The 18,833-nt window shown below is 32.4% G+C and carries 22 protein-coding genes; 9 read left to right on the top strand and 13 right to left on the bottom strand.

Going from position 1 to position 18,833, the window contains the following annotated elements:
* Window positions 1-228: 228 nt before the first annotated feature.
* Complete coding sequence (hpf, locus tag ATE84_RS01725) at window positions 229-531, bottom strand: ribosome hibernation-promoting factor, HPF/YfiA family (RefSeq protein ID WP_101445295.1); 303 nt, start codon at window positions 529-531, stop codon at window positions 229-231.
* Between the two features lie 203 nt (window positions 532-734).
* Here hpf and ATE84_RS01720 point away from each other — a divergent pair, with 203 nt between their 5' ends.
* From ATE84_RS01720 to ATE84_RS01700, 5 genes are all read left to right on the top strand, one after another.
* Window positions 735-1,817: an efflux RND transporter periplasmic adaptor subunit gene (locus ATE84_RS01720; RefSeq protein WP_101445293.1), complete on the top strand. Its 1,083-nt coding sequence runs from the start codon at window positions 735-737 to the stop codon at window positions 1,815-1,817.
* Entirely contained in the window at window positions 1,817-3,079 is a 1,263-nt protein-coding gene (locus ATE84_RS01715) for an FtsX-like permease family protein (protein ID WP_101445292.1), read from the top strand. The genes ATE84_RS01720 and ATE84_RS01715 overlap by 1 nt, the downstream gene beginning before the upstream one ends.
* A gap of 7 nt (window positions 3,080-3,086) precedes the next feature.
* Window positions 3,087-3,761 carry an ABC transporter ATP-binding protein gene (locus ATE84_RS01710; RefSeq protein WP_101445290.1) on the top strand — a complete coding sequence of 225 codons (675 nt, stop codon included), beginning with the start codon at window positions 3,087-3,089 and terminating at the stop codon, window positions 3,759-3,761.
* A gap of 20 nt (window positions 3,762-3,781) precedes the next feature.
* Entirely contained in the window at window positions 3,782-4,588 is an 807-nt protein-coding gene (locus tag ATE84_RS01705; RefSeq protein WP_101445288.1) for a DUF6544 family protein, read from the top strand.
* Between the two features lie 111 nt (window positions 4,589-4,699).
* Window positions 4,700-4,909: a hypothetical protein gene (locus ATE84_RS01700; protein ID WP_101445286.1), complete on the top strand. Its 210-nt coding sequence runs from the start codon at window positions 4,700-4,702 to the stop codon at window positions 4,907-4,909.
* Here ATE84_RS01700 and ATE84_RS01695 read toward each other — a convergent pair.
* The 5 genes from ATE84_RS01695 to ATE84_RS01675 form a co-directional block, all read right to left on the bottom strand.
* Complete coding sequence (locus ATE84_RS01695; RefSeq protein ID WP_101445284.1) at window positions 4,906-5,394, bottom strand: hypothetical protein; 489 nt, start codon at window positions 5,392-5,394, stop codon at window positions 4,906-4,908. The genes ATE84_RS01700 and ATE84_RS01695 overlap by 4 nt on opposite strands.
* On the bottom strand, window positions 5,384-6,385 hold the full coding sequence (locus ATE84_RS01690; protein WP_101445283.1) for an MlaD family protein: 1,002 nt from the start codon (window positions 6,383-6,385) through the stop codon (window positions 5,384-5,386). The genes ATE84_RS01695 and ATE84_RS01690 overlap by 11 nt, the downstream gene beginning before the upstream one ends.
* A gap of 27 nt (window positions 6,386-6,412) precedes the next feature.
* Window positions 6,413-7,165 carry an ABC transporter ATP-binding protein gene (locus ATE84_RS01685; RefSeq protein WP_101445281.1) on the bottom strand — a complete coding sequence of 251 codons (753 nt, stop codon included), beginning with the start codon at window positions 7,163-7,165 and terminating at the stop codon, window positions 6,413-6,415.
* Window positions 7,165-7,947, bottom strand: coding sequence for an ABC transporter permease (locus tag ATE84_RS01680; protein WP_101445280.1), 783 nt, complete (start codon window positions 7,945-7,947; stop codon window positions 7,165-7,167). Before ATE84_RS01680 ends, ATE84_RS01685 begins: the two co-directional genes overlap by 1 nt.
* Window positions 7,948-8,071: 124 nt before the next feature.
* Window positions 8,072-8,800 carry a sulfite exporter TauE/SafE family protein gene (locus tag ATE84_RS01675; protein ID WP_101445278.1) on the bottom strand — a complete coding sequence of 243 codons (729 nt, stop codon included), beginning with the start codon at window positions 8,798-8,800 and terminating at the stop codon, window positions 8,072-8,074.
* A gap of 191 nt (window positions 8,801-8,991) precedes the next feature.
* Between ATE84_RS01675 and ATE84_RS01670 the strand changes: the two genes are divergently transcribed.
* The 3 genes from ATE84_RS01670 to ATE84_RS01660 all read left to right on the top strand — a co-directional run bounded on the left by ATE84_RS01670 (window position 8,992) and on the right by ATE84_RS01660 (window position 12,331).
* Complete coding sequence (locus ATE84_RS01670; protein ID WP_101445276.1) at window positions 8,992-9,888, top strand: metallophosphoesterase family protein; 897 nt, start codon at window positions 8,992-8,994, stop codon at window positions 9,886-9,888.
* A 13-nt stretch (window positions 9,889-9,901) separates the two neighbouring features.
* Entirely contained in the window at window positions 9,902-11,080 is a 1,179-nt protein-coding gene (locus ATE84_RS01665; protein ID WP_101445275.1) for an AraC family transcriptional regulator, read from the top strand.
* Between the two features lie 123 nt (window positions 11,081-11,203).
* Window positions 11,204-12,331: an acyltransferase family protein gene (locus ATE84_RS01660; RefSeq protein WP_199176847.1), complete on the top strand. Its 1,128-nt coding sequence runs from the start codon at window positions 11,204-11,206 to the stop codon at window positions 12,329-12,331.
* A 50-nt stretch (window positions 12,332-12,381) separates the two neighbouring features.
* On the opposite strand, the gene ATE84_RS01655 is transcribed toward ATE84_RS01660, so the two are convergent.
* From ATE84_RS01655 to trmB, 5 genes are all read right to left on the bottom strand, one after another.
* A complete protein-coding gene (locus ATE84_RS01655; protein ID WP_101445273.1) occupies window positions 12,382-12,621 on the bottom strand; it encodes a NifU family protein in 240 nt (79 codons plus the stop codon).
* 3 nt (window positions 12,622-12,624) lie between these two features.
* A complete protein-coding gene (locus tag ATE84_RS01650) occupies window positions 12,625-13,764 on the bottom strand; it encodes an Mrp/NBP35 family ATP-binding protein (RefSeq protein ID WP_101445272.1) in 1,140 nt (379 codons plus the stop codon).
* Between the two features lie 172 nt (window positions 13,765-13,936).
* Window positions 13,937-14,293 (bottom strand): MGMT family protein, encoded by a 357-nt coding sequence (locus ATE84_RS01645; protein ID WP_101450766.1) that lies wholly within the window; start codon window positions 14,291-14,293, stop codon window positions 13,937-13,939.
* Window positions 14,290-14,919, bottom strand: a complete 630-nt coding sequence (locus ATE84_RS01640; RefSeq protein WP_101445270.1) for a LysE family translocator — start codon at window positions 14,917-14,919, stop codon at window positions 14,290-14,292. Before ATE84_RS01640 ends, ATE84_RS01645 begins: the two co-directional genes overlap by 4 nt.
* A gap of 14 nt (window positions 14,920-14,933) precedes the next feature.
* The gene (gene trmB / locus ATE84_RS01635; protein WP_101445268.1) at window positions 14,934-15,608 is read right to left on the bottom strand and encodes a tRNA (guanosine(46)-N7)-methyltransferase TrmB; all 675 of its coding nucleotides are present in this window, start codon (window positions 15,606-15,608) and stop codon (window positions 14,934-14,936) included.
* A gap of 332 nt (window positions 15,609-15,940) precedes the next feature.
* On the opposite strand from trmB, the gene ATE84_RS01630 reads away from it, so the two are divergent.
* A complete protein-coding gene (locus ATE84_RS01630; RefSeq protein WP_101445266.1) occupies window positions 15,941-16,996 on the top strand; it encodes a glycosyltransferase in 1,056 nt (351 codons plus the stop codon).
* Here the strand turns inward: ATE84_RS01630 and ATE84_RS01625 are convergent.
* Window positions 16,934-18,013, bottom strand: a complete 1,080-nt coding sequence (locus tag ATE84_RS01625; protein ID WP_101445264.1) for a cell wall metabolism sensor histidine kinase WalK — start codon at window positions 18,011-18,013, stop codon at window positions 16,934-16,936. The genes ATE84_RS01630 and ATE84_RS01625 overlap by 63 nt on opposite strands.
* Window positions 18,013-18,696, bottom strand: coding sequence for a response regulator transcription factor (locus ATE84_RS01620; RefSeq protein ID WP_101445262.1), 684 nt, complete (start codon window positions 18,694-18,696; stop codon window positions 18,013-18,015). The genes ATE84_RS01625 and ATE84_RS01620 overlap by 1 nt, the downstream gene beginning before the upstream one ends.
* Between the last annotated feature and the right edge of the window lie 137 nt (window positions 18,697-18,833).

Below are 18,833 nucleotides of genomic sequence, written 5' to 3'. Positions count from 1 at the left end.
TGTTCAATTTATTGCTAAATATAAGTTTCGGACTATTCACCTAAGAATAGAGTTAATTTCTTTGTTTCGGGTTTGTTACATTTCTACAACAAAACCCATTTCTTTTTAACTAAAAATTTAAAGAAATCATTTGTTAACCGTGAACTAAGGTAATTCAAATAACATTAGTAAAACATGATAAATATCAGTTTTTAAAGTTTTGTTTGTTAATTTTATAGAAAGATCATATTAGATATAAGGTTTCATTTCTTGTTTTCGTTTTTTGAGTTGTGTTTCGAGGTCACTAAGTGTTTCTTTAAAAGCCATTTCAAAATTCTTCTCATTAGAGGTAGCATATAGTTTTGGCCCTGGTAAACTCAACTCTACATCACAGATTTTACCTTTTCCTTTAGGGTCATTTTCCTTTTTAAAAAACACATCTGATTTGATTATCCAATCGTATTTTTTATATAATTTATTTAGTCTTTCGTGTACATAACCTTCCATAGTTTCGCTAGTTGGCATTTGTACAAATTGAATATTGATTTGCATTTGTTTGTATTTTATGGTTTTTAATTGTTAGATGTATACTTTGCTCTGTATTGGTATAAAATTCACATATTTTCTGAGCTTCATTAGAGCTAATACTTGACCTAACCTCTATGCTAAAATAAAGACTAGTATCTTTTTTAAATATGACAAATATCATTCCGAAAATCACTCTTTTCAGCGAAATTCGGTAAAAATATGTATGTATGTCTAAATATGTATTATGGGTGTTTTTTGGCGTCGTTTTTTTATCCTGCACGGATAAAAAAGAAAAAATACTTCCCACGGTTACCGATATTACAGAATCTGTATATTCGTCTATTACGATCCAACCAGATAGTTTATATCAGGCTTATGCTTCTGTACATGGTATTTTGGACAATAACCTTGTAGAAGAGGGGGACGATGTTAAAAAAGAAACCCCAATACTTCAGATTGTAAATAGTAATCCTAAATTAAATACAGAAAATGCTAAACTATCTTTTGAGCTTGCTCAAAAAAATTATAGCGGTAGTGCTGCCATACTTAGTAGTATTGAAGAAGAGATAAAATCTGCAACTCTTAAAATGACCAATGATTCTATTAATTATTGTCGTCAGAAAAATCTATGGAGTCAACAGATTGGTTCTAAATTAGAATATGATACTAAAAAATTAGCTTATGAGCTATCTTCAAATTCACTAGGTCTATTAAGAAGTAAGTATGATCGAACAGAAGAAGAACTTCAAACGCAATTAAAGCAGGCAAAAAACAATTATAGAACTTCGGTAATTACCACAAAAGATTTTACCATCAATAGTAAGATTAATGGTAAGGTATATGCCTTATATAAGAATCCCGGAGAGATTGTAAATACTGTAGAACCTTTGGCAGCAATAGGTAGTGCTACAGTTTTTGTTATAGAAATGCTAGTTGATGAAGTAGATATTGTGAAAATTAAAAAGAGTCAAAAAGTTATAATAACGTTGGATGCTTATAACGGAAAGGTGTTTACTGCAATAGTAAGTAAGATCTATCCCAAAAAAGATGAACGCAATCAAACATTTATGGTTGAAGCACTTTTTGAGAAAAGTCCAGAAGTTTTGTATCCGGGATTATCTGGAGAGGCAAATATCATTATCGCCAGAAAAAAAGAAGTGCTTACTGTACCAAAGGAATACTTGATTGAGGATCATAAGGTAAAAACCGAAAAAGGAGTAGTAAAAATCACTATCGGACTTCAGAGTATGGATACTGTCGAAGTATTATCAGGAATTACCAAAGATACTTGGATTTATAAACCCGAATGATGATCAACTGGAAAGTCATATTAAATATTGCCAAGACGCACCTGATTACCAAAATCAAACAAACTGCAACTGCAGCTTTGGGAGTAACTTTTGGTATAGGAGCGTATATCACTTTGGTTTGCTTTATGACTGGATTGAATAAAATGCTAGATGATTTAATTCTTAATCAAACACCACATGTTCATGTTTTTAATGAGATAGAACCTTCAAAAAAACAACCTGTAGATTTGTATGGTGAGCTTCGACATACGTTTAATGTAGTACATTCGATCAAACCAAAGCAAAGTCAAAAAAGAATTCATAATGCTTTACCTATTATTAATTATCTTAATAAAGACACTCGGGTTAGAGGAGCAATACCACAGATCAAAACACAAATTTTTTATATCGCAGGATCTATTGAATTAGGAGGTAATGTAACAGGTGTTGATATCATGAAAGAGGTCGAGTTTTTCAATTTTAGAGATTATATTGTTCAAGGAACTCCGCAAGCTTTACATCATAATGATAATGGTATTTTGTTGGGGGCAGGTGTTGCCAAAAAAATGTCGCTTGATATAGGAGATAAGGTGCAGATCAGTACTATAAAAGGAGATGTTTTTCCGCTAAAAATAGTAGGAATCTATCAAAGCGGGATTGCTGATATCGATAACATTCAAAGTTTTGTTAATATTAAAACAGTACAACGTATCCTGGGGGAAGCCGAAAACTATATTACAGATATTAATGTAAAACTTTATGATATTGAGAACGCCATACCGTTATCTCAACAAATTGAACAACAATTCAAACTTAAAGCAATAGATATTAATACCGCCAATGCCCAATTTAAGACAGGAACTACGATCAGGAATTTAATAACCTATGCTGTTTCTATTACATTATTAATTGTAGCTGGTTTTGGGATTTATAATATTCTAAATATGCTTATTTATGAAAAGATGAATGATATTGCTATCCTGAAAGCTACTGGTTTTTCGGGTAAAGATGTGCAATTGATTTTTATGAGTCAAGCTATGATTATAGGCGTGGTTGGTGGTGTTTTGGGGTTATTAATTGGATTCGGATTATCTCATTTGATTGGTCAAATACCTTTTGAAACAGAAGCATTACCCACGGTTACTACTTATCCTGTTAATCATAATCCCTGGTTTTATGGTATTGGGATTACCTTTGCGATGATTTTAACTTTTTTGGCAGGGTATTTACCTTCTCAGAAAGCAAAAAAAATAGACCCTGTACGTATCATCAGAGGGCAATAAGAACATTATGAAAACAGTTCTCGAAGCTAAAAACATTAATAAATATTTTAAAAAACCAGTGCTTTTTCATGTACTGAAAGATATTTCTTTTACTGTAAATCAAGGCGAATTTGCCTCTATCATGGGAAAATCGGGATGTGGTAAATCTACATTATTATATATCTTATCTACAATGGATACGGATTATGAAGGGGAATTGTATTTGAATAATGAACTTGCGACAGGGCAGGAAAGAGAGAAGCTTTCTTATATACGAAACAAACATATCGGTTTTGTATTTCAGTTTCATTACTTATTGTCAGAATTTTCTGTGCTAGAAAATGTAATGCTTCCTGCCAAAAAACTAGCAGAAAAATCTATTGAAGAAATCGAGCATGATGCCATGATGAAATTGAAGATTCTTAAGATTGATCACCTTGCCAAAAAAAGAGCTTCGCGAATATCAGGAGGTGAAAAACAACGGGTTGCCATCGCAAGAGCTTTGATCAATGACCCAGCAATCATTATGGGAGATGAACCTACAGGAAATCTGGATAGTTATAATTCTGAAAATGTATTTAATATTTTTAAGCAATTAAGTGATGAAGAAGGGTTATCTCTTCTTGTAGTAACTCATGATATAGATTTTGCAAATAAAACAGATCGAATTATAGAGATGGGGGATGGAAGAATTATAGGTTGATTTTAAAAACAATTTTAGAAATGATATTAATTATAATCGCAAGTATATTTATACTATTAATTGTAATATCCATAGTAGGGATAGTATCGTTTAATGCTTCTGTAGAAAAAGAAAAAGTACTGTTATTCAATACAAGTAGAGAAATAGATATAAAAATCACTCAGAAAGATTTGGATGATTTTCCTGATCTGATGAAAAATTACCTTAGCAAAGTCAAAATTGTAGGGAAACCAAAATATTGCAATGTTATTTTTACTCAAAAAGGAGAGATTAGAACAGGTTCAAAAAAAAAGTGGCTACCATTTTCTGCTACGCAATATATGTCTTCTAATAATTCGGGATTCATCTGGAAAGCTAAAGCATTACCTATGTTAATTAGGGATAGATATACGAATGATACCGGAGAAGTAAAAGTAAGTTTGTTGGGGTTAAAAGATGTAGTTTTGTTTACAGGTCAAAAAGTAGATCAAAGCTCACTAGGTAGATGTTTGGGAGAACTTATCTGGTTTCCGATAGGTTTTCTGGATCCAGATATCTCATGGGAACCTATAGATGATAGAACAGTAAAAGCTACGATTACTAAAAAGAATAATACCCTTGATGGATTTTTTATATTTGATCAAAACGGAATGATAGATCATTTTAAAACCAAAAGATACAGAGATACAGAATTAGAAAATTTTATTGGAGAAGTCGGAAAATACCAAGATCGTAACGAGTTATTAATTCCGGATACGATGACTGCTGCCTGGAATCTTAAAAAAGGCAAACTAAATTATTTTAAGGCTAGTATTGTTGATTACAAATTAGTATCTGCTACATGTTGAAAATCTGAATGTTATGACTTTTTTAACTATGAAAAACACCATTTTATAGTATCTTATATAGCATAAATCAGTTAGCAATATTACATCAAATAAATTCTAAATATTTTCGCTATGCATACTTCAGGAAATATAATTTCTCAAATTAATGAGTTAACGACACATATTGAAACAAATTATCCAGAATTGTATCGATTTATAGAAGAGCAACCTATAACAATTCCTTCTAGTGATCACCCTAAAACCGATGAAAAGGCTTTGTCTAATTATTTGGATAGTTTAAAACAACTGTTACAGCATCATATGGATACTCATAATAATTAATAACCTACTTTGTTTTTTAATGAAGGGACCTCCCATTTAATAATCTCTTTTAGAAATTCATCTATCTTTTCAACAATAAATTTTTCTGTTATGGATTCTGGAGTATATACTCCTAATTCTATCATATTATTTTCTTGAGGTTTATTTTCGATCTCGGGAAATAGTAAAAAAACATAGATATCACCATTGTAGGATTGCGAGAAAATTAAAGCTCCTCCTGGTAAAAACTGATAGGCAGGTATCAGATTAGTGCAATCTATCAATTCTTTAGGAAAGGAATCAAAAGTAATATTTATAGCTTCGTTATTATGAATCCAGCTCAATTCCTGAACTTTCCACCCGATATCGTATTGTTTTACAACCTCATTTAGGGTTTTAAGAAGGATAGGTTTGGTTTCATTTTCCCAAAGCATTCTTTTATCTACAACTGTTTTTATAGAGTTTCTATAATCATTGATTCGCTCTTCGAGATGTTCAATTTTCATTGTTGTTGTTTTTTAAAGATTCTTCTTTTTTCTTTTCTTTTTCTTGCTTTTTAAAATACCCTCTAAATAAAAAATTATGTTTTAGGGCCTCCATATTCTCGTTAAAACGATATGTTCCTTCTTTAATATTGCTCATAGTAGAATCAATATCTTTAACCAGATTTGGGTTGGCAGTTAGATAATGCAGTGCTCCTTTTCCTTCTTTCATGTCTTTTAGTACAAGATTTAGGTTTTTGGTTATCTGACTAATATCCACACTGGATTGTTCCAGGTTATTCACTATAGTTTTCATTTTTTGACCAGATAGGCTATCCTGCAACAAAACACTTGCGACACTTTGACCCTGTTTCATAGAAGAAATAATGTCTTTAAGTTCTGTAATAGCCTGTGATGCTCCTGTACTTGCATTTTTTAACTGAAAAATGGTATGTTTCAAATCTTTTGCCATTACAGAATCATTAATCAATAATCCGATGGTTCCATTGCCTTCAATGATTTTTGTTGTTATTTTCAACAAGTCTGCGGTAAGCAGCGCTGCATTTTCATTGGTAACATTAAGAGTGGTAAGCATATCATCTGTTCCTATTTTACTATAAGATTGAATAGTATCTCCAGAAACCACAGGAGGTTTTTTGCTTTCTCTAGGAATAATATTTACGATCATATTACCTACCAAACCATCTGATCCGATAGTTGCTACTGCATCTTTTTTGATATGTTTTCCTATGTTTTCCTGAATTAGCATTTCTACAATAATCTGTGTATCTCCTATCATCTTAATTCTACTCACAATACCCACGTTGATTCCAGAATAGCGAACATTATTTCCTAATTCAAGACCATTGACATTAGTGAATTGCGTCATGATTCTAATATTGCTTCCAAAGAGATTTTGTCGATTTCCTATAGAATATAATGCTGCTATAAGCAGTAGTGTACCTATCACTACAAAAACACCAAGTTTCAATTTTTGAGATGTGGTTTTTTTCATAACATTTCACTTTAATTTTTATATTCTCTAGTGTTTAAAAAAGGCTTTTACTTGAGGATCATCTGATTGAGATAATTCCTGATATGTACCTTCTGCATAATTAATGCCATCTACCAATAAAATGATTCTGTTAGAAATCACCCTTGCGCAATCCACATCATGTGTAATGATCAATGATGAGGTTCCGTATTTTTTTTGAATACTACGCATCAATTGAATAATCTCTTTAGCAGTTATAGGGTCTAGCCCTGTGGTAGGTTCATCATAAAGAATAATTTTAGGTTTCAAAATCAAGGCTCTTGCTAATGCTACCCTACGCTGCATTCCTCCCGAAAGCTCAGAAGGCATTAGGTCTATTGCATGTGCTAAGCCTACATTTTTCAATGCTTCAAGAACTAGTGTTTCGGTATGCCCAGTCATATTTAATTTATCCTTATGTCTACGTAAGGGAAACTCGAGATTCTCTCTTACGGTCATAGAATCATATAAGGCACTGCCCTGAAACAAAAAACCAATTTCGGTTCTAAGCAAATCTAATTCTATTTGTCCCAGAACAGTAATGTCTTGCCCTTTTATTCGTATACTACCTCCATCTGCTTGCATCAAACCAACAAGACATTTGATCATTACTGATTTACCAGAACCGGATTTACCCATGACCACCAGATTTTCTCCTTCAAATAATTGCAAGCTAAACCCATTGAGGACATGATTCTCACCAAAGTTTTTTCTTAGATCTTTGATCTCAAGAACAGGGGATATGTTTTTTTTAGGTTTCATTAAATTTCAAAAAATATATCTGCTAGAAATACGGCTACGAAGTCAATGACAAATAATAACATTGAGGTATATACTACTGCAGAGTTTGATGCTTCACCAACACCCGCAGTTCCTTTTTTACAATAATACCCTTTATAGCACCCTACTAATCCTATAGCATAACCAAAAAAGAATGATTTTGCTGTTGCCGGAATGATATCGCTATACTTTATAGCATCAAAAACCTGATTAAAATATAGTCGATAAGATACAGCTCCTTTTAGATTTTCAACAATGGCAGAGCCCAATAAAGCAATTGCATCTCCAAAAATGATTAATATAGGGAGCATTAAGGTTGTTGCTGCAATGCGAGTAACGACAAGATATTTAAAAGGGTTGGTTCCCGATACTTCCATCGCATCGATTTGTTCTGTTACACGCATCGATCCAAGTTCGGCGCCGATTCCGGAGCCAATACGTCCTGCACAAATAAGAGCAGTAATTACTGGTCCGATTTCTCTTACAATAGAAATTCCTACCATAGAAGGCATCCAGGATTCTGCGCCAAATTCCATTAAAGTAGGTCGAGATTGAAGAGTAAAAACTAACCCTAAAATAAATCCGGTTACTCCAACCAAAAGTAAAGAACGATTACCCATGTTATAACACTGCCGCAATAATTCCTGAAACTCAAAAGGTCTGGTAAATACTTCTTTAAAAAAGCGCCCTGAGAAATATGATAAATCGCCAATCTCTGTGAAAAAAGCTTTGATTCTTTCTACTATACGAAGTGATTGTGTCATAAATAATCTGCTTCAAGGTTACTCAAAGATAGGCGTAGGATTTTCTAATAAAAATGATATAAATCAGGTAGCTAAGGTTTAAATATTTTGAAAAATAAGAAATAATAACTAGAAAGAAGGGAAATCAAAGGTTTGATATTACACTTATGATTCCTATTCCTAATATCAGAAATAGCACAAATTTTCTAAATTGTTCCTGAGAGATTTTATTTAGAATTTTCTTTCCTATCCAGGTTCCTATAATACTCACAACAATTAAAATAGGAACTAAGTACATATCATGTTGATGTATATACCCATTAAAATAGTATACTACTGTTCTGCTAAAATCTACTCCCAAATCAATTACTGCCGAAGTAGCTATAAACTTGTCTTTATTCATTTTGAAAGCAGACATAGTAATGCCTCTTATTGCACCTCCTGTTCCTAGAAGTCCTGCGCTTAATCCTGACAAAGATCCTCCTATAATTGCACTTTTAGTATTTGATTTTACCTTAAATTGTTTAAAAATAAGGAACAATAAGCTTAATCCTATCAGAAAAAAACCTAGAATATATGTAAGTATTTCTGGGTCTATATGCTTACTGAAATATGCTCCCACAGAAACAAATACTATAGCTGGTATGCCTAAAGCTAATACTATCTTTTTATCTAGTCCCTTTCTGAAAAATACAATTTTGGTCGTATTGCTAGACAAGTGAAATAATGCTGTTATTCCCAAAACAGATTGGAAATCAAGAAAAAGGTTGGCAATAGGAACAAAATATACTGAAGAACCAAAACCTCCTACTGTTCCTAATATTTCTGAAAGAATAGCTAGTATTACGAAAATAGGCAGATATCTAGATAGCATCATGAGATGTAGAATGAAATGTTTTCAAATTTATTTTATTTAAATCAGCATTTATGATAAATATCAAATAACTTGAAATAAAATTTGTATTGAATCTATTATTTTTATTCTGGATATTTATCAGGATATTTTTTAGGCAGTCGAACACAAATAAAATATATAGTATTGTATATTTACTAAAAATGTAGTGTATGTCTTCTCAGTACCGTTTGGATCGTGCTTATAAAAATGCCAAAGTAGTTCCATTTGATGATACTTCTAAATTTATCTTTTTTAGCGACTGTCATCGGGGAGATAATAGTTTTGCAGATGATTTTGCAAATAACAGAAACATTTATTATCACGCATTAAAGCATTATTATAATGAAGGCTTTACTTATTGCGAATTAGGTGATGGAGATGAGCTGTGGGAAAATTTAGGTTTCGAGACTGTGTTTAGAGCGCATAAAGATATATATGAGTTGTTACAATTGTTTCATGCAGAGTATAGGCTGAATTTGATTTGGGGTAATCATGATATGGTGTATCGTGATCCAAAATATGTAAAAAAACATCTTAGCTCTTATTTTGACCATAAGACCGATCAGGAAGTCCCTTTGTTTCCTGATATAAAATATCATGAGGCTATTGTATTAAAGCATGAAAATACTGAGCAGGAAGTGTTTTTGATACACGGTCATCAGGCAGATTTCATGAATTATATAGGCTGGAGAGTCAATAGATTTCTTGTGCGAATTTTATGGAAACCTCTTCAGGTAGTGGGAATAGCAGATCCAACAAGTCCTGCAAAAAATTACAAAGGAACCATACGAATAGAGCGTAGAATCAAAAAATGGATTGCCAATAACAATAACTTGTTGACTATTATTGGCCATACGCACAGACCTCGGTTTCCAGAAGCTGGAGAACTAGCTTTGTTTAATGATGGAAGTTGTGTGCATCCTAGATCAATTACAGGAATGGAAATTGAAAATGGAAGTATAACCTTAATTAAATGGCAAATTTCTACTACTGAAGATGGAATACTAAAAATCATTAGAGTTCCCTTGGAAGGGCCTCAAAAATTAACTGAATTTATTACAGAATAGATGATCCTATTTGATGGAAAGTATTCAATATATAATCGATAAGATCCCGATACGTCATGATCTGGTATCATATTTTATGTTTTTGGGTATATTTTTAGGAGTATTATTGAGTTTAGTAATTCTTTTTAGAACCTCAAAAAATACTGCCTTTAGAATATATGGGTGGTCTTTATTGCTGCAATCTATTATTGCAATTGATGTTTTCTTATGTTATACAGGTCTTTTAAAATATGTACCACATGTAAATGATAGTACAGAGCCTCTGGTATTGCTTTTGGGACCATCGATATATATGTTTGTTTATGCATTGCTAGAAAGAAATTCAATTACTTTTAAGAAGCATTGGATACACATTTTGCCATCTGCAATATATTTTTTGTCTCAGGTAAAATACTATACACAACCTGTTTCTATAAAGATTAATGCATATTTAGGAGCATATTTTTCAGAAATGTCAAGAATTCCTGTTCCAGATGATATAGATTATTCTTACCTGTGGATAAAAGATGAATTTAGATGGCTCGTTTTATCCAGTTTTGTCATTTACATTATACTATCTATAAAACTTATAGTAAGACATTTTTATGCAAGTGAGACCAAAAATGCAAATAATATAAAAGTTAATAAATATGATTTTTCTAGAAACACGATTATTGGATTTTTGGCCACATTTATCCTTGTTTTTTTAGTATTTCTAAATTTTGAAGATGATGCGGGGGATCATTATATTTTTATTTTTCTTACGATACTTATTCTAATCACAACTTTTGTTCTACTTTCAGAGTCGCGATTCTTTGAAAATTCGTGGATAGCCGATAAGTATGAAACTTCAAAAATTAAGAATGATCAAAATTCTATAAAAGAAATAAAAGCATATATCAAAGATGAAGCATACTATTTATTACCTACAGCTTCATTAAAAGATTTAGCAAAAACCTTAGGGTCTAATTCTAATTATATTTCTCAGGCAATAAATGCAAATACTAATTTAAATTTTAATGATTTTATAAATCAATATAGAATTGAAGAATCGAAAAAAAGATTATTAGATGAAAACTATAGCCATCTTACTATTGAAGCTATTGGTAATTCTGTTGGTTTTAAATCAAAAGCTACATTCTACAACGCTTTTAAAAAACACGTAGAAATGTCTCCAAAAGCATTTATAAAATTTCAAAAACCTGCTTCTTAAAACTAAACACCAGTCAAAAAATGTCTAAAATTATAATTCTAGACGTAATACTATTTTTTTGATAGCTGATTATGAGTAGAATACTTCACTTTTGGTGAAACAAATTTTAATATCAGAAGTATTATGGAAAAACAAATTCGTCGGTATGATCTCGACTGGTTAAGGGTAATTGTATTTGGATTATTGATTTTTTATCATGTAGGAATGTTTTTTGTGCCTTGGGGGTTTCATATTAAAAACAACATAATTTATGATTGGCTACGCTGGCCTATGCTTTTTTTAAATCAATGGCGTTTACCAATATTATTTGTAATATCAGGTATGGGAACTTACTATGCGCTTTCTTCCCGAAATTTATGGCAATTCAATTTAGAACGTATTAAAAGATTGGCAATTCCATTACTCTTTGGGATGTTGCTTATTGTTCCTCCACAAGTATATTTTGAACGTATGGCAAACCATCAGTTTTCTGGTTCGTTAATAGAGTATTTTACTACCATAGCATACACAGGGATATACCCAGAAGGTAATTTTAGTTGGCATCACCTTTGGTTTTTGCCTTATCTTTTGATATTTTCTTTAGTGCTTTCCCCAGTATTTATCTGGATAAAAAAAAGACCGACAAAATTGGTTGTTTGGATCAAAGAAAAAGTGAAAAAAAAGTATGGATTATATCTTTTTATTATACCATTATATCTAACGGAAGCATTTTTAGAACCTTTTTTTCCTGTCACTCATGCATTAATCGATGATTGGTTCAATTTTGTAAACTGCCTTATTTTGTTTTTTTATGGATTTATGCTCATTGCATCTGGAAAAGAATTCTGGAATAGTATAGATCGTATAAAATCTAAGGCACTAACCATAGGAATTATTGCATTTAGTACACAAATCTGGATATGGTTGCAACTAGAAGATAGCACATATGTGCATTTTTCTGAAGCATTAGTTAAAGTGATTAATTTGTGGTCTTGGATTTTGGTGCTATTTGGATACGGAGCAAAATTCTTAAATAAGAAAAGTAAAAAATTAGCATATTGTAACCGTGCAGTGTACCCTTTTTATATTTTACATCAAACGATTATGATTGCAATAGGATATTATGTAATGAATCTGGATTGGGGATTTATACCTAAGTTCGCAATATTAATTTTTGGTACATTTTTAGGTAGTTGGATGACCTATCATTTGATCATTTTAAGAATACCTGTTTTACACCCGTTTTTTGGGCTTAAAAAGGCCTATAAGTAAGAAGTTTAACTTCTTACTTATAGGCCTTTTTAATAGTAAACAACTACTATTTATTCTATATTAAGCACCTCTTCGATCTGAGGTGCGTATTTCTTAATCGTCATTTCTACTCCAGATTTAAGAGTCATTTGATTTACACTACATCCTACACATGCGCCTTCTAACTGAACTTTAACGACCTTATCATCTTCAATAGAAATTAAAGAAATATTTCCTCCATCACTTTCCAAAAAAGGTCTTATTTCATCTAGCGCCTTTTCTACATTAATTTTTAATTCTTCAGAAGTCATTTTCTATTTTTTTATAGCAGAGCAGCCTGCCATTGTTGTTATTTTAATTGCTTCGGTAGGAGGTAGATTATCATTTCTGTTTACTACTTCCTGAACCACATTCTTTGTCAATTCTTCAAAGGCTTGTTCTGTAGGAGTTGCTGTTTGCAATGCCGCAGGTCTTCCTGCATCTCCAGCTTCACGTATACTTTGCACCAATGGGATTTCTCCTAAAAACGGAACATCAAGATCTTCTGCAAGATACTTAGCTCCTTCTTTACCAAAGATATAATATTTATTATTAGGAAGTTCCTCTGGTGTAAAATATGCCATATTTTCTATAATCCCCAAGACAGGTACATTAATACTGTCTTGCTGAAACATGGCTACTCCTTTTCTGGCATCTGCAAGAGCTACATTTTGTGGGGTGCTAACTACCACAGCTCCGGTTATCGGTAGAGATTGCATAATAGACAAGTGTATATCTCCTGTACCTGGTGGTAAATCAATTAACATAAAATCGAGCTCTCCCCATGCTGCATCAAAAATCATTTGATTAAGTGCCTTTGCTGCCATTGGTCCTCTCCAGACTACAGCCTGATTAGGTTGTGTGAAAAAACCAATAGATAAGATCTTAACTCCGTAATTTTCTATAGGTTTCATTTTGGATTTCCCATCTTCTTTTACAGAAAGAGGTCGCTCACGTTCCACATCAAACATTATAGGAACAGAAGGGCCATAAATGTCTGCATCCAACACCCCAACTTTGAATCCCATTTTAGCCAAAGTTACTGCAATATTAGAAGTTACGGTAGATTTACCTACACCTCCTTTACCAGAAGCTACCGCAATAATATTAGTAATTCCTGGGATGGATTTTCCTTTAATCTCGTTGTTTTGAGGTTGAGCTGCAGGAGCTTCAACTTTAATATTAACTTTTATTTTTGCCTTCTCATATACTTTCTCATGAATAACTTTCATTACATCTACTTCGGCACGTTTACGAATATGCAATGCCGGGGTGGTCAACACCAAATCTACAATGACTTCATCACCAAAAGTAATTACATTTTTCACAGCACCACTTTCTACCATGTTCTTGCCTTCGCCAGCTACAGTGATAGTTTCTAATGCTTTTAAGATATCCGATTTCTCTAACTTCATGAGTATTATTTCTTTTTCTAACTAATTTATCAATACAGATTGATCCTAGCCGCAAAGATAGGTCGAAAAGTTAAGATTATGAAGTCTATAAATTGAAATGATTTATAGTAGTATCGCTATTGATGATATCCTAATATTTGTAAATTTTTGAAAAATTAGGAAATAAGGAAGGCTATAATTCTTTCATAGGGTCCCAGAACAACTTTTCGAAATCTATGATTTGGTTATCTACAACTTCAACATCTTCATTTTCTAACAACTGTTGCATTAGATTTGTTCCTTGAAAATGGTGTTTCCCAGTAAGAATTCCTTTTCTATTTACTACACGATGCGCGGGGACATCTTCACGACCCCCACAAGCATTCATTGCCCAACCTACCATTCTGGCACTACGTGCAGCACCTAAATATTTTGCAATTGCTCCATAAGAAGTAACTCTACCATACGGGATGAGTTTGGCAACGTCATATACTCTATCAAAAAAATTTGTACCAGACTCTGACCCGGTATCTATCTCATTTTTCTTCATTCCCATGTGTATATAATTCTCGCTAAGGTTATGGCGACAAGAATCAACATTAATATAGCCATAAAATAATTAGAATATTTAGTAATAGATGCTGTTTTCTTTTCGATTTTAAGGAAAGAAAATACATAAAAATATAGGGTTACAAACGTTCCAGATCCTGCTGCTATGATAAAAGCAATAATTCGTAAGACATCATACTCTATTTTACCACTAACACTCATCCCAGCCGCAATAGCACAGAAATAGGGTATGGGTAATACATTAATTGCAGACATCATAATACCTTTAAAAAAGCTTCTGGTATCGTTATTTCGATAGACTTTTATTTTTGTGCTTTTTTGTTTCGCCTTAGCGAAAAAATAGATAGCCATGAAAAAAAAGATCACTGCTCCTGTACGGAGTAATATATTTCTAACATATGGGTTGAAAAAAATATATTTAGCCAAAAGAATTGCTATCAGTGCCTGAAATATTACAACTATTGATGCACCAACTGCAACTAAGACTCCATTATTTTTACCTCTCTCCAGACAAGTTCTGGCTACGGTCATATTTACCAATCCAGGAGGTATTACTCCAACGAGTGATGCAAAAAATGTAACTAAAAATAGTTTGGTAGTTTCCAAAATTACGGGGGTAATTATATGATCCTAAACTGGATGTAAGTTATAGGTTTATTTTGTTCTAAATATTGTTTTTCATAAAAAGTTTGAATCGCAGTTACAACCTCTGGAGACCCTTCATTATGATATACATTATGATTGGCATAAAGTATTTCGTGACCTTCACCATGTAATAATCCTAATGTGTATCCGTGCATAAATTCGCTATCAGTTTTGAGATGTATAATTCCGTCTGGTTTTAAAACTTTTTTATAGCGCTGTAAAAAGTCATGATTGGTTAATCGATGCTTTGTGCGTTTGTATTTGATTTGTGGATCAGGAAATGTAATCCATATTTCGTCAATTTCTCCTTCTTCAAAAATATGGTCGATTAATTCTATTTGAGTTCTTATAAACCCTACATTATGCATCTCATCTTCGATTGCAGTTTTAGCTCCTCGCCAAAAGCGAGCTCCTTTGATATCAATACCAATAAAATTCTTGTCAGGGTATTTTTCGGCTAATCCTACTGTATATTCTCCTTTACCACAGCCTAACTCTAGAACGATCGGTTTTTGGTTTTTGAAAAATTTCTCCTTCCATTTACCTTTATACCCTAGTGTATTGTTAAGTACATCTTCTCGGGTAGGTTCTACCACATTATGAAAGGTTCTGTTTTCGTTAAATCGTTTTAATTTATTCTTACTTCCCACTGATTTCTCTTAAATTTCTTTACTTACTTGTCTTTATAACTCTACTTGCGTTACACTAATTATGTTTCGTATAATTCTTTCTATCATGAGATTACATAATTGATGCTTTAATATACAGGCTAATTAGTTCTCGTTATATAACAGGATATACCTGTTATTATCTTCTATTTATGTTCAATCAGCATATCCAATTAACTATTTTTTGAATATGAAGTTTCACTAAAGATAATTTTTTGGTAAAATTAAGGAAATATATGCATAAGAAAATAGGATTACTTTTATTATTAAGAATCAAATTGATAGTTACTATAACAACTTAAATACTAGAACGTTTGAAGAAAAAAGTACTTGTTGCTCCCCTTAATTGGGGGTTAGGTCATGCAACCCGATGTATCCCGATTATTAATGCATTAATAGCAGAAGGCCTGGAGCCGGTTATTGCTTCTGATGGTGTTGCCTTATCATTGTTGAAAAAAGAATTTCCTTTGTTGCATACCAGAGAACTTCCTTCGTATAATATAGAATATTCTAAAAAAGGAAGTAACTTTAAATTAAAGATGTTGCTAAACAGTCCTAAAATTGCTCATGCAATTAGCGCTGAAAAAAAAGCAATAAAAAAAATCATTGAAGAAGAAAAATTTTGTGGTATTATCTCTGATAATAGAATGGGGGTTCGTCATAAGAATATTCCTTCTGTGTTTATTACGCATCAACTTACTGTTTTAAGTGGAAAAACTACTTCTATAAGTACTAAATTACATAATAAGTATATTAAGAAATTTGATGTATGTTGGGTGCCAGATATGGCAGATGACCCTAATCTAAGCGGGGAATTAGGACATCCCCGGAAAAACAATATTCCTGTGACTTATCTTGGGCCGTTGAGTAGATTTGAATATCAAATTGTGCCTAAAAAATATGATATTATGGTACTGCTTTCGGGACCAGAACCACAACGTACATTACTAGAGCAAAAATTGTTTTACGAATTTGAACAAAGCGATAAAAGAATTGTATTTGTACGTGGTATTATTGAGGAAACCCAACAGACGTTTGTGAAAAATAATATTACTATTCATAATTATCTAACCGGAAAAGACCTAGAAGATACTATTAATAGTAGCAACCTTATTATTTCGCGATCTGGATATACAACAGTAATGGATCTTGCAAAACTGAAGAAAAAGGCTTTTTTTATACCTACCCCTGGGCAGTTCGAACAAGAATATCTTGCAGAGCGGCTAACTATTAATAAATTGGTTCCTAGTTGTAATCAGAGCGAATTTACATTAACAAAACTAAGAGATCTAAATGCATATAGAGGGCTAAGTAGCTTTAGTACTGACATTGACTATAGGGAACTTTTTCACTTTTTCCAGAGTAAATGAAAATTCACTCCCAACACGATAATCACTTTCTACATAAATACGCTCATGATGCGCCTCGATAATGTGTTTTACAATAGCTAGTCCGAGTCCAGATCCACCTTCTTTACGCGACCCGCTTTTATCTACACGATAAAAACGTTCGAATAATCTTGGAATATGGGCTTGTGCAATTCCTTCACCATTGTCGGTAATTCTGATAATGGTTTTATTACGGATTAAATCTTCGATACTTACTTCGGTAGTACCGTCTTCTTTTCCGTATTTTATTGAATTTACAATTAGATTAGAAAGTACTTGTTGTATACGTTCTTTATCGGCATGTACAAGTATTGGCTCTTTATAATTCATATCAAAAGTAAGCGCGATATTCTTTTTTGAAGCTTTCATTTCATATAAGTCAAACACACTTTGTACCAATTCTATAATATCAAAATTGGTGTAGTTAAGATTAAGATCACCTACTTCTAGTTTGGTAATCATATCTAGGTCATTCACAATATAAATTAAACGCTCAACTCCTTTATTAGCTCTGTTTAAGTATTTATCTAGGATTTCAGGATCATCCATTGCTCCATCGAGAAGAGTGAGAATATATCCTTGAACGGTAAACAACGGTGTTTTTAATTCATGAGAAACGTTACCCATAAATTCTTTACGATAGGCTTCTCTTATTTTTAGAGTTTCGATCTCTGTTTTTCTTTGTTTTGCAAACTTTTCAACTTCTTTGATAAGAGTCCTCATATCCGTTGTTACAAGCCCTTCTCCAATAGAGTCTACTTCCAGCATTTCTATATCATCATAGATTTTACGTACTCTACGATAAATAAACTTCTCTACTCTATATTGAATAATGAGGAAACAAAACAGATAGCACAGCAATAAAAAACCTATTACGAAGAATGGGTTAAACAGTGATTGGGTGTATAAAAAAACGCTCAATGCGAGCGTTAATAATATGGTTATATATAAAGACGATAGATATGCAAATCTATACGACTTTTTAAAGTTTTCTGCCATTAAACTACAAACTTATATCCTACTCCTTTAATAGTTTTAAAGCTAGTGTCGCCGATTTTCTCTCTTAATTTTCTAATATGTACATCAATTGTACGACCGCCAACAATAACCTCATTACCCCAAACCTTGTCAAGAATATCTTCTCGCTTAAAAACTTTACCCGGCTTAGAGGCCAATAAAGATAATAATTCGAACTCTTTTCTAGGTAATACGATCTCCTTTTTATCTTTAACAATTTTGTATTCGTCTCTGTTGATTACCAAATTTCCTATCTTAACCACATTATCCGAAGAATCTTCTTCTTTGAGTCTTCTTAACAGAGCTTTTACTTTGCTTACCAAAACTTTTGGGCGAATTGGTTTTGTGATATAATCATCTGCTCCAGCATCAAAACCGGCAACCTGAGAATAATCTTCACCACGTGCTGTAAGAAAGGTAATGATTGTATTTTGCAAATCTGGTAGCTTTCGTATATGCTCACAGGCTTCTATACCATCCATCTCTGGCATCATTACATCAAGAATGATCAGATGTGGTTTTTTCTTTTTTGCAACTTTTACAGCTTCAACTCCATTTTCTGCAGTTAATACTGTATATCCTTCTGCAGTAAGATTGTACCCGACAATTTCTAAAATATCAGGTTCATCATCAACTAACAGTATCGTAATATCTTTTTTATTCATTATTGTATAGCATTACATAACATTGGATAAATATACTACTTAATACCAAGTATACACATTTATATAGACTTGGTAACGATAAACTAACATTAAGAGGATGAACAGGTAACATTTACTTAATGTAGTTATTTTTTGAA

Origin of the sequence: Aquimarina sp. MAR_2010_214 (assembly GCF_002846555.1) — a bacterium.
Taxonomy (GTDB): Bacteria; Bacteroidota; Bacteroidia; order Flavobacteriales; family Flavobacteriaceae; genus Aquimarina.
Note: the sequence above shows the minus strand (reverse complement) of the source record. Positions and strands in the feature narration are given on the sequence as shown.

Bases quoted from the DNA above. Each gene is read 5' to 3' on its own strand.
- hpf (WP_101445295.1), bottom strand. From the start codon at position 531: ATGCAAATCAATATTCAATTTGTACAAATGCCAACTAGCGAAACTATG.
- ATE84_RS01720 (WP_101445293.1), top strand. From the start codon at position 735: ATGTCTAAATATGTATTATGGGTGTTTTTTGGCGTCGTTTTTTTATCC.
- ATE84_RS01715 (WP_101445292.1), top strand. From the start codon at position 1,817: ATGATCAACTGGAAAGTCATATTAAATATTGCCAAGACGCACCTGATT.
- ATE84_RS01710 (WP_101445290.1), top strand. From the start codon at position 3,087: ATGAAAACAGTTCTCGAAGCTAAAAACATTAATAAATATTTTAAAAAA.
- ATE84_RS01705 (WP_101445288.1), top strand. From the start codon at position 3,782: ATGATATTAATTATAATCGCAAGTATATTTATACTATTAATTGTAATA.
- ATE84_RS01700 (WP_101445286.1), top strand. From the start codon at position 4,700: ATGCATACTTCAGGAAATATAATTTCTCAAATTAATGAGTTAACGACA.
- ATE84_RS01695 (WP_101445284.1), bottom strand. From the start codon at position 5,394: ATGAAAATTGAACATCTCGAAGAGCGAATCAATGATTATAGAAACTCT.
- ATE84_RS01690 (WP_101445283.1), bottom strand. From the start codon at position 6,385: ATGAAAAAAACCACATCTCAAAAATTGAAACTTGGTGTTTTTGTAGTG.
- ATE84_RS01685 (WP_101445281.1), bottom strand. From the start codon at position 7,165: ATGAAACCTAAAAAAAACATATCCCCTGTTCTTGAGATCAAAGATCTA.
- ATE84_RS01680 (WP_101445280.1), bottom strand. From the start codon at position 7,947: ATGACACAATCACTTCGTATAGTAGAAAGAATCAAAGCTTTTTTCACA.
- ATE84_RS01675 (WP_101445278.1), bottom strand. From the start codon at position 8,800: ATGCTATCTAGATATCTGCCTATTTTCGTAATACTAGCTATTCTTTCA.
- ATE84_RS01670 (WP_101445276.1), top strand. From the start codon at position 8,992: ATGTCTTCTCAGTACCGTTTGGATCGTGCTTATAAAAATGCCAAAGTA.
- ATE84_RS01665 (WP_101445275.1), top strand. From the start codon at position 9,902: ATGGAAAGTATTCAATATATAATCGATAAGATCCCGATACGTCATGAT.
- ATE84_RS01660 (WP_199176847.1), top strand. From the start codon at position 11,204: ATGGAAAAACAAATTCGTCGGTATGATCTCGACTGGTTAAGGGTAATT.
- ATE84_RS01655 (WP_101445273.1), bottom strand. From the start codon at position 12,621: ATGACTTCTGAAGAATTAAAAATTAATGTAGAAAAGGCGCTAGATGAA.
- ATE84_RS01650 (WP_101445272.1), bottom strand. From the start codon at position 13,764: ATGAAGTTAGAGAAATCGGATATCTTAAAAGCATTAGAAACTATCACT.
- ATE84_RS01645 (WP_101450766.1), bottom strand. From the start codon at position 14,293: ATGAAGAAAAATGAGATAGATACCGGGTCAGAGTCTGGTACAAATTTT.
- ATE84_RS01625 (WP_101445264.1), bottom strand. From the start codon at position 18,013: ATGGCAGAAAACTTTAAAAAGTCGTATAGATTTGCATATCTATCGTCT.
- ATE84_RS01620 (WP_101445262.1), bottom strand. From the start codon at position 18,696: ATGAATAAAAAAGATATTACGATACTGTTAGTTGATGATGAACCTGAT.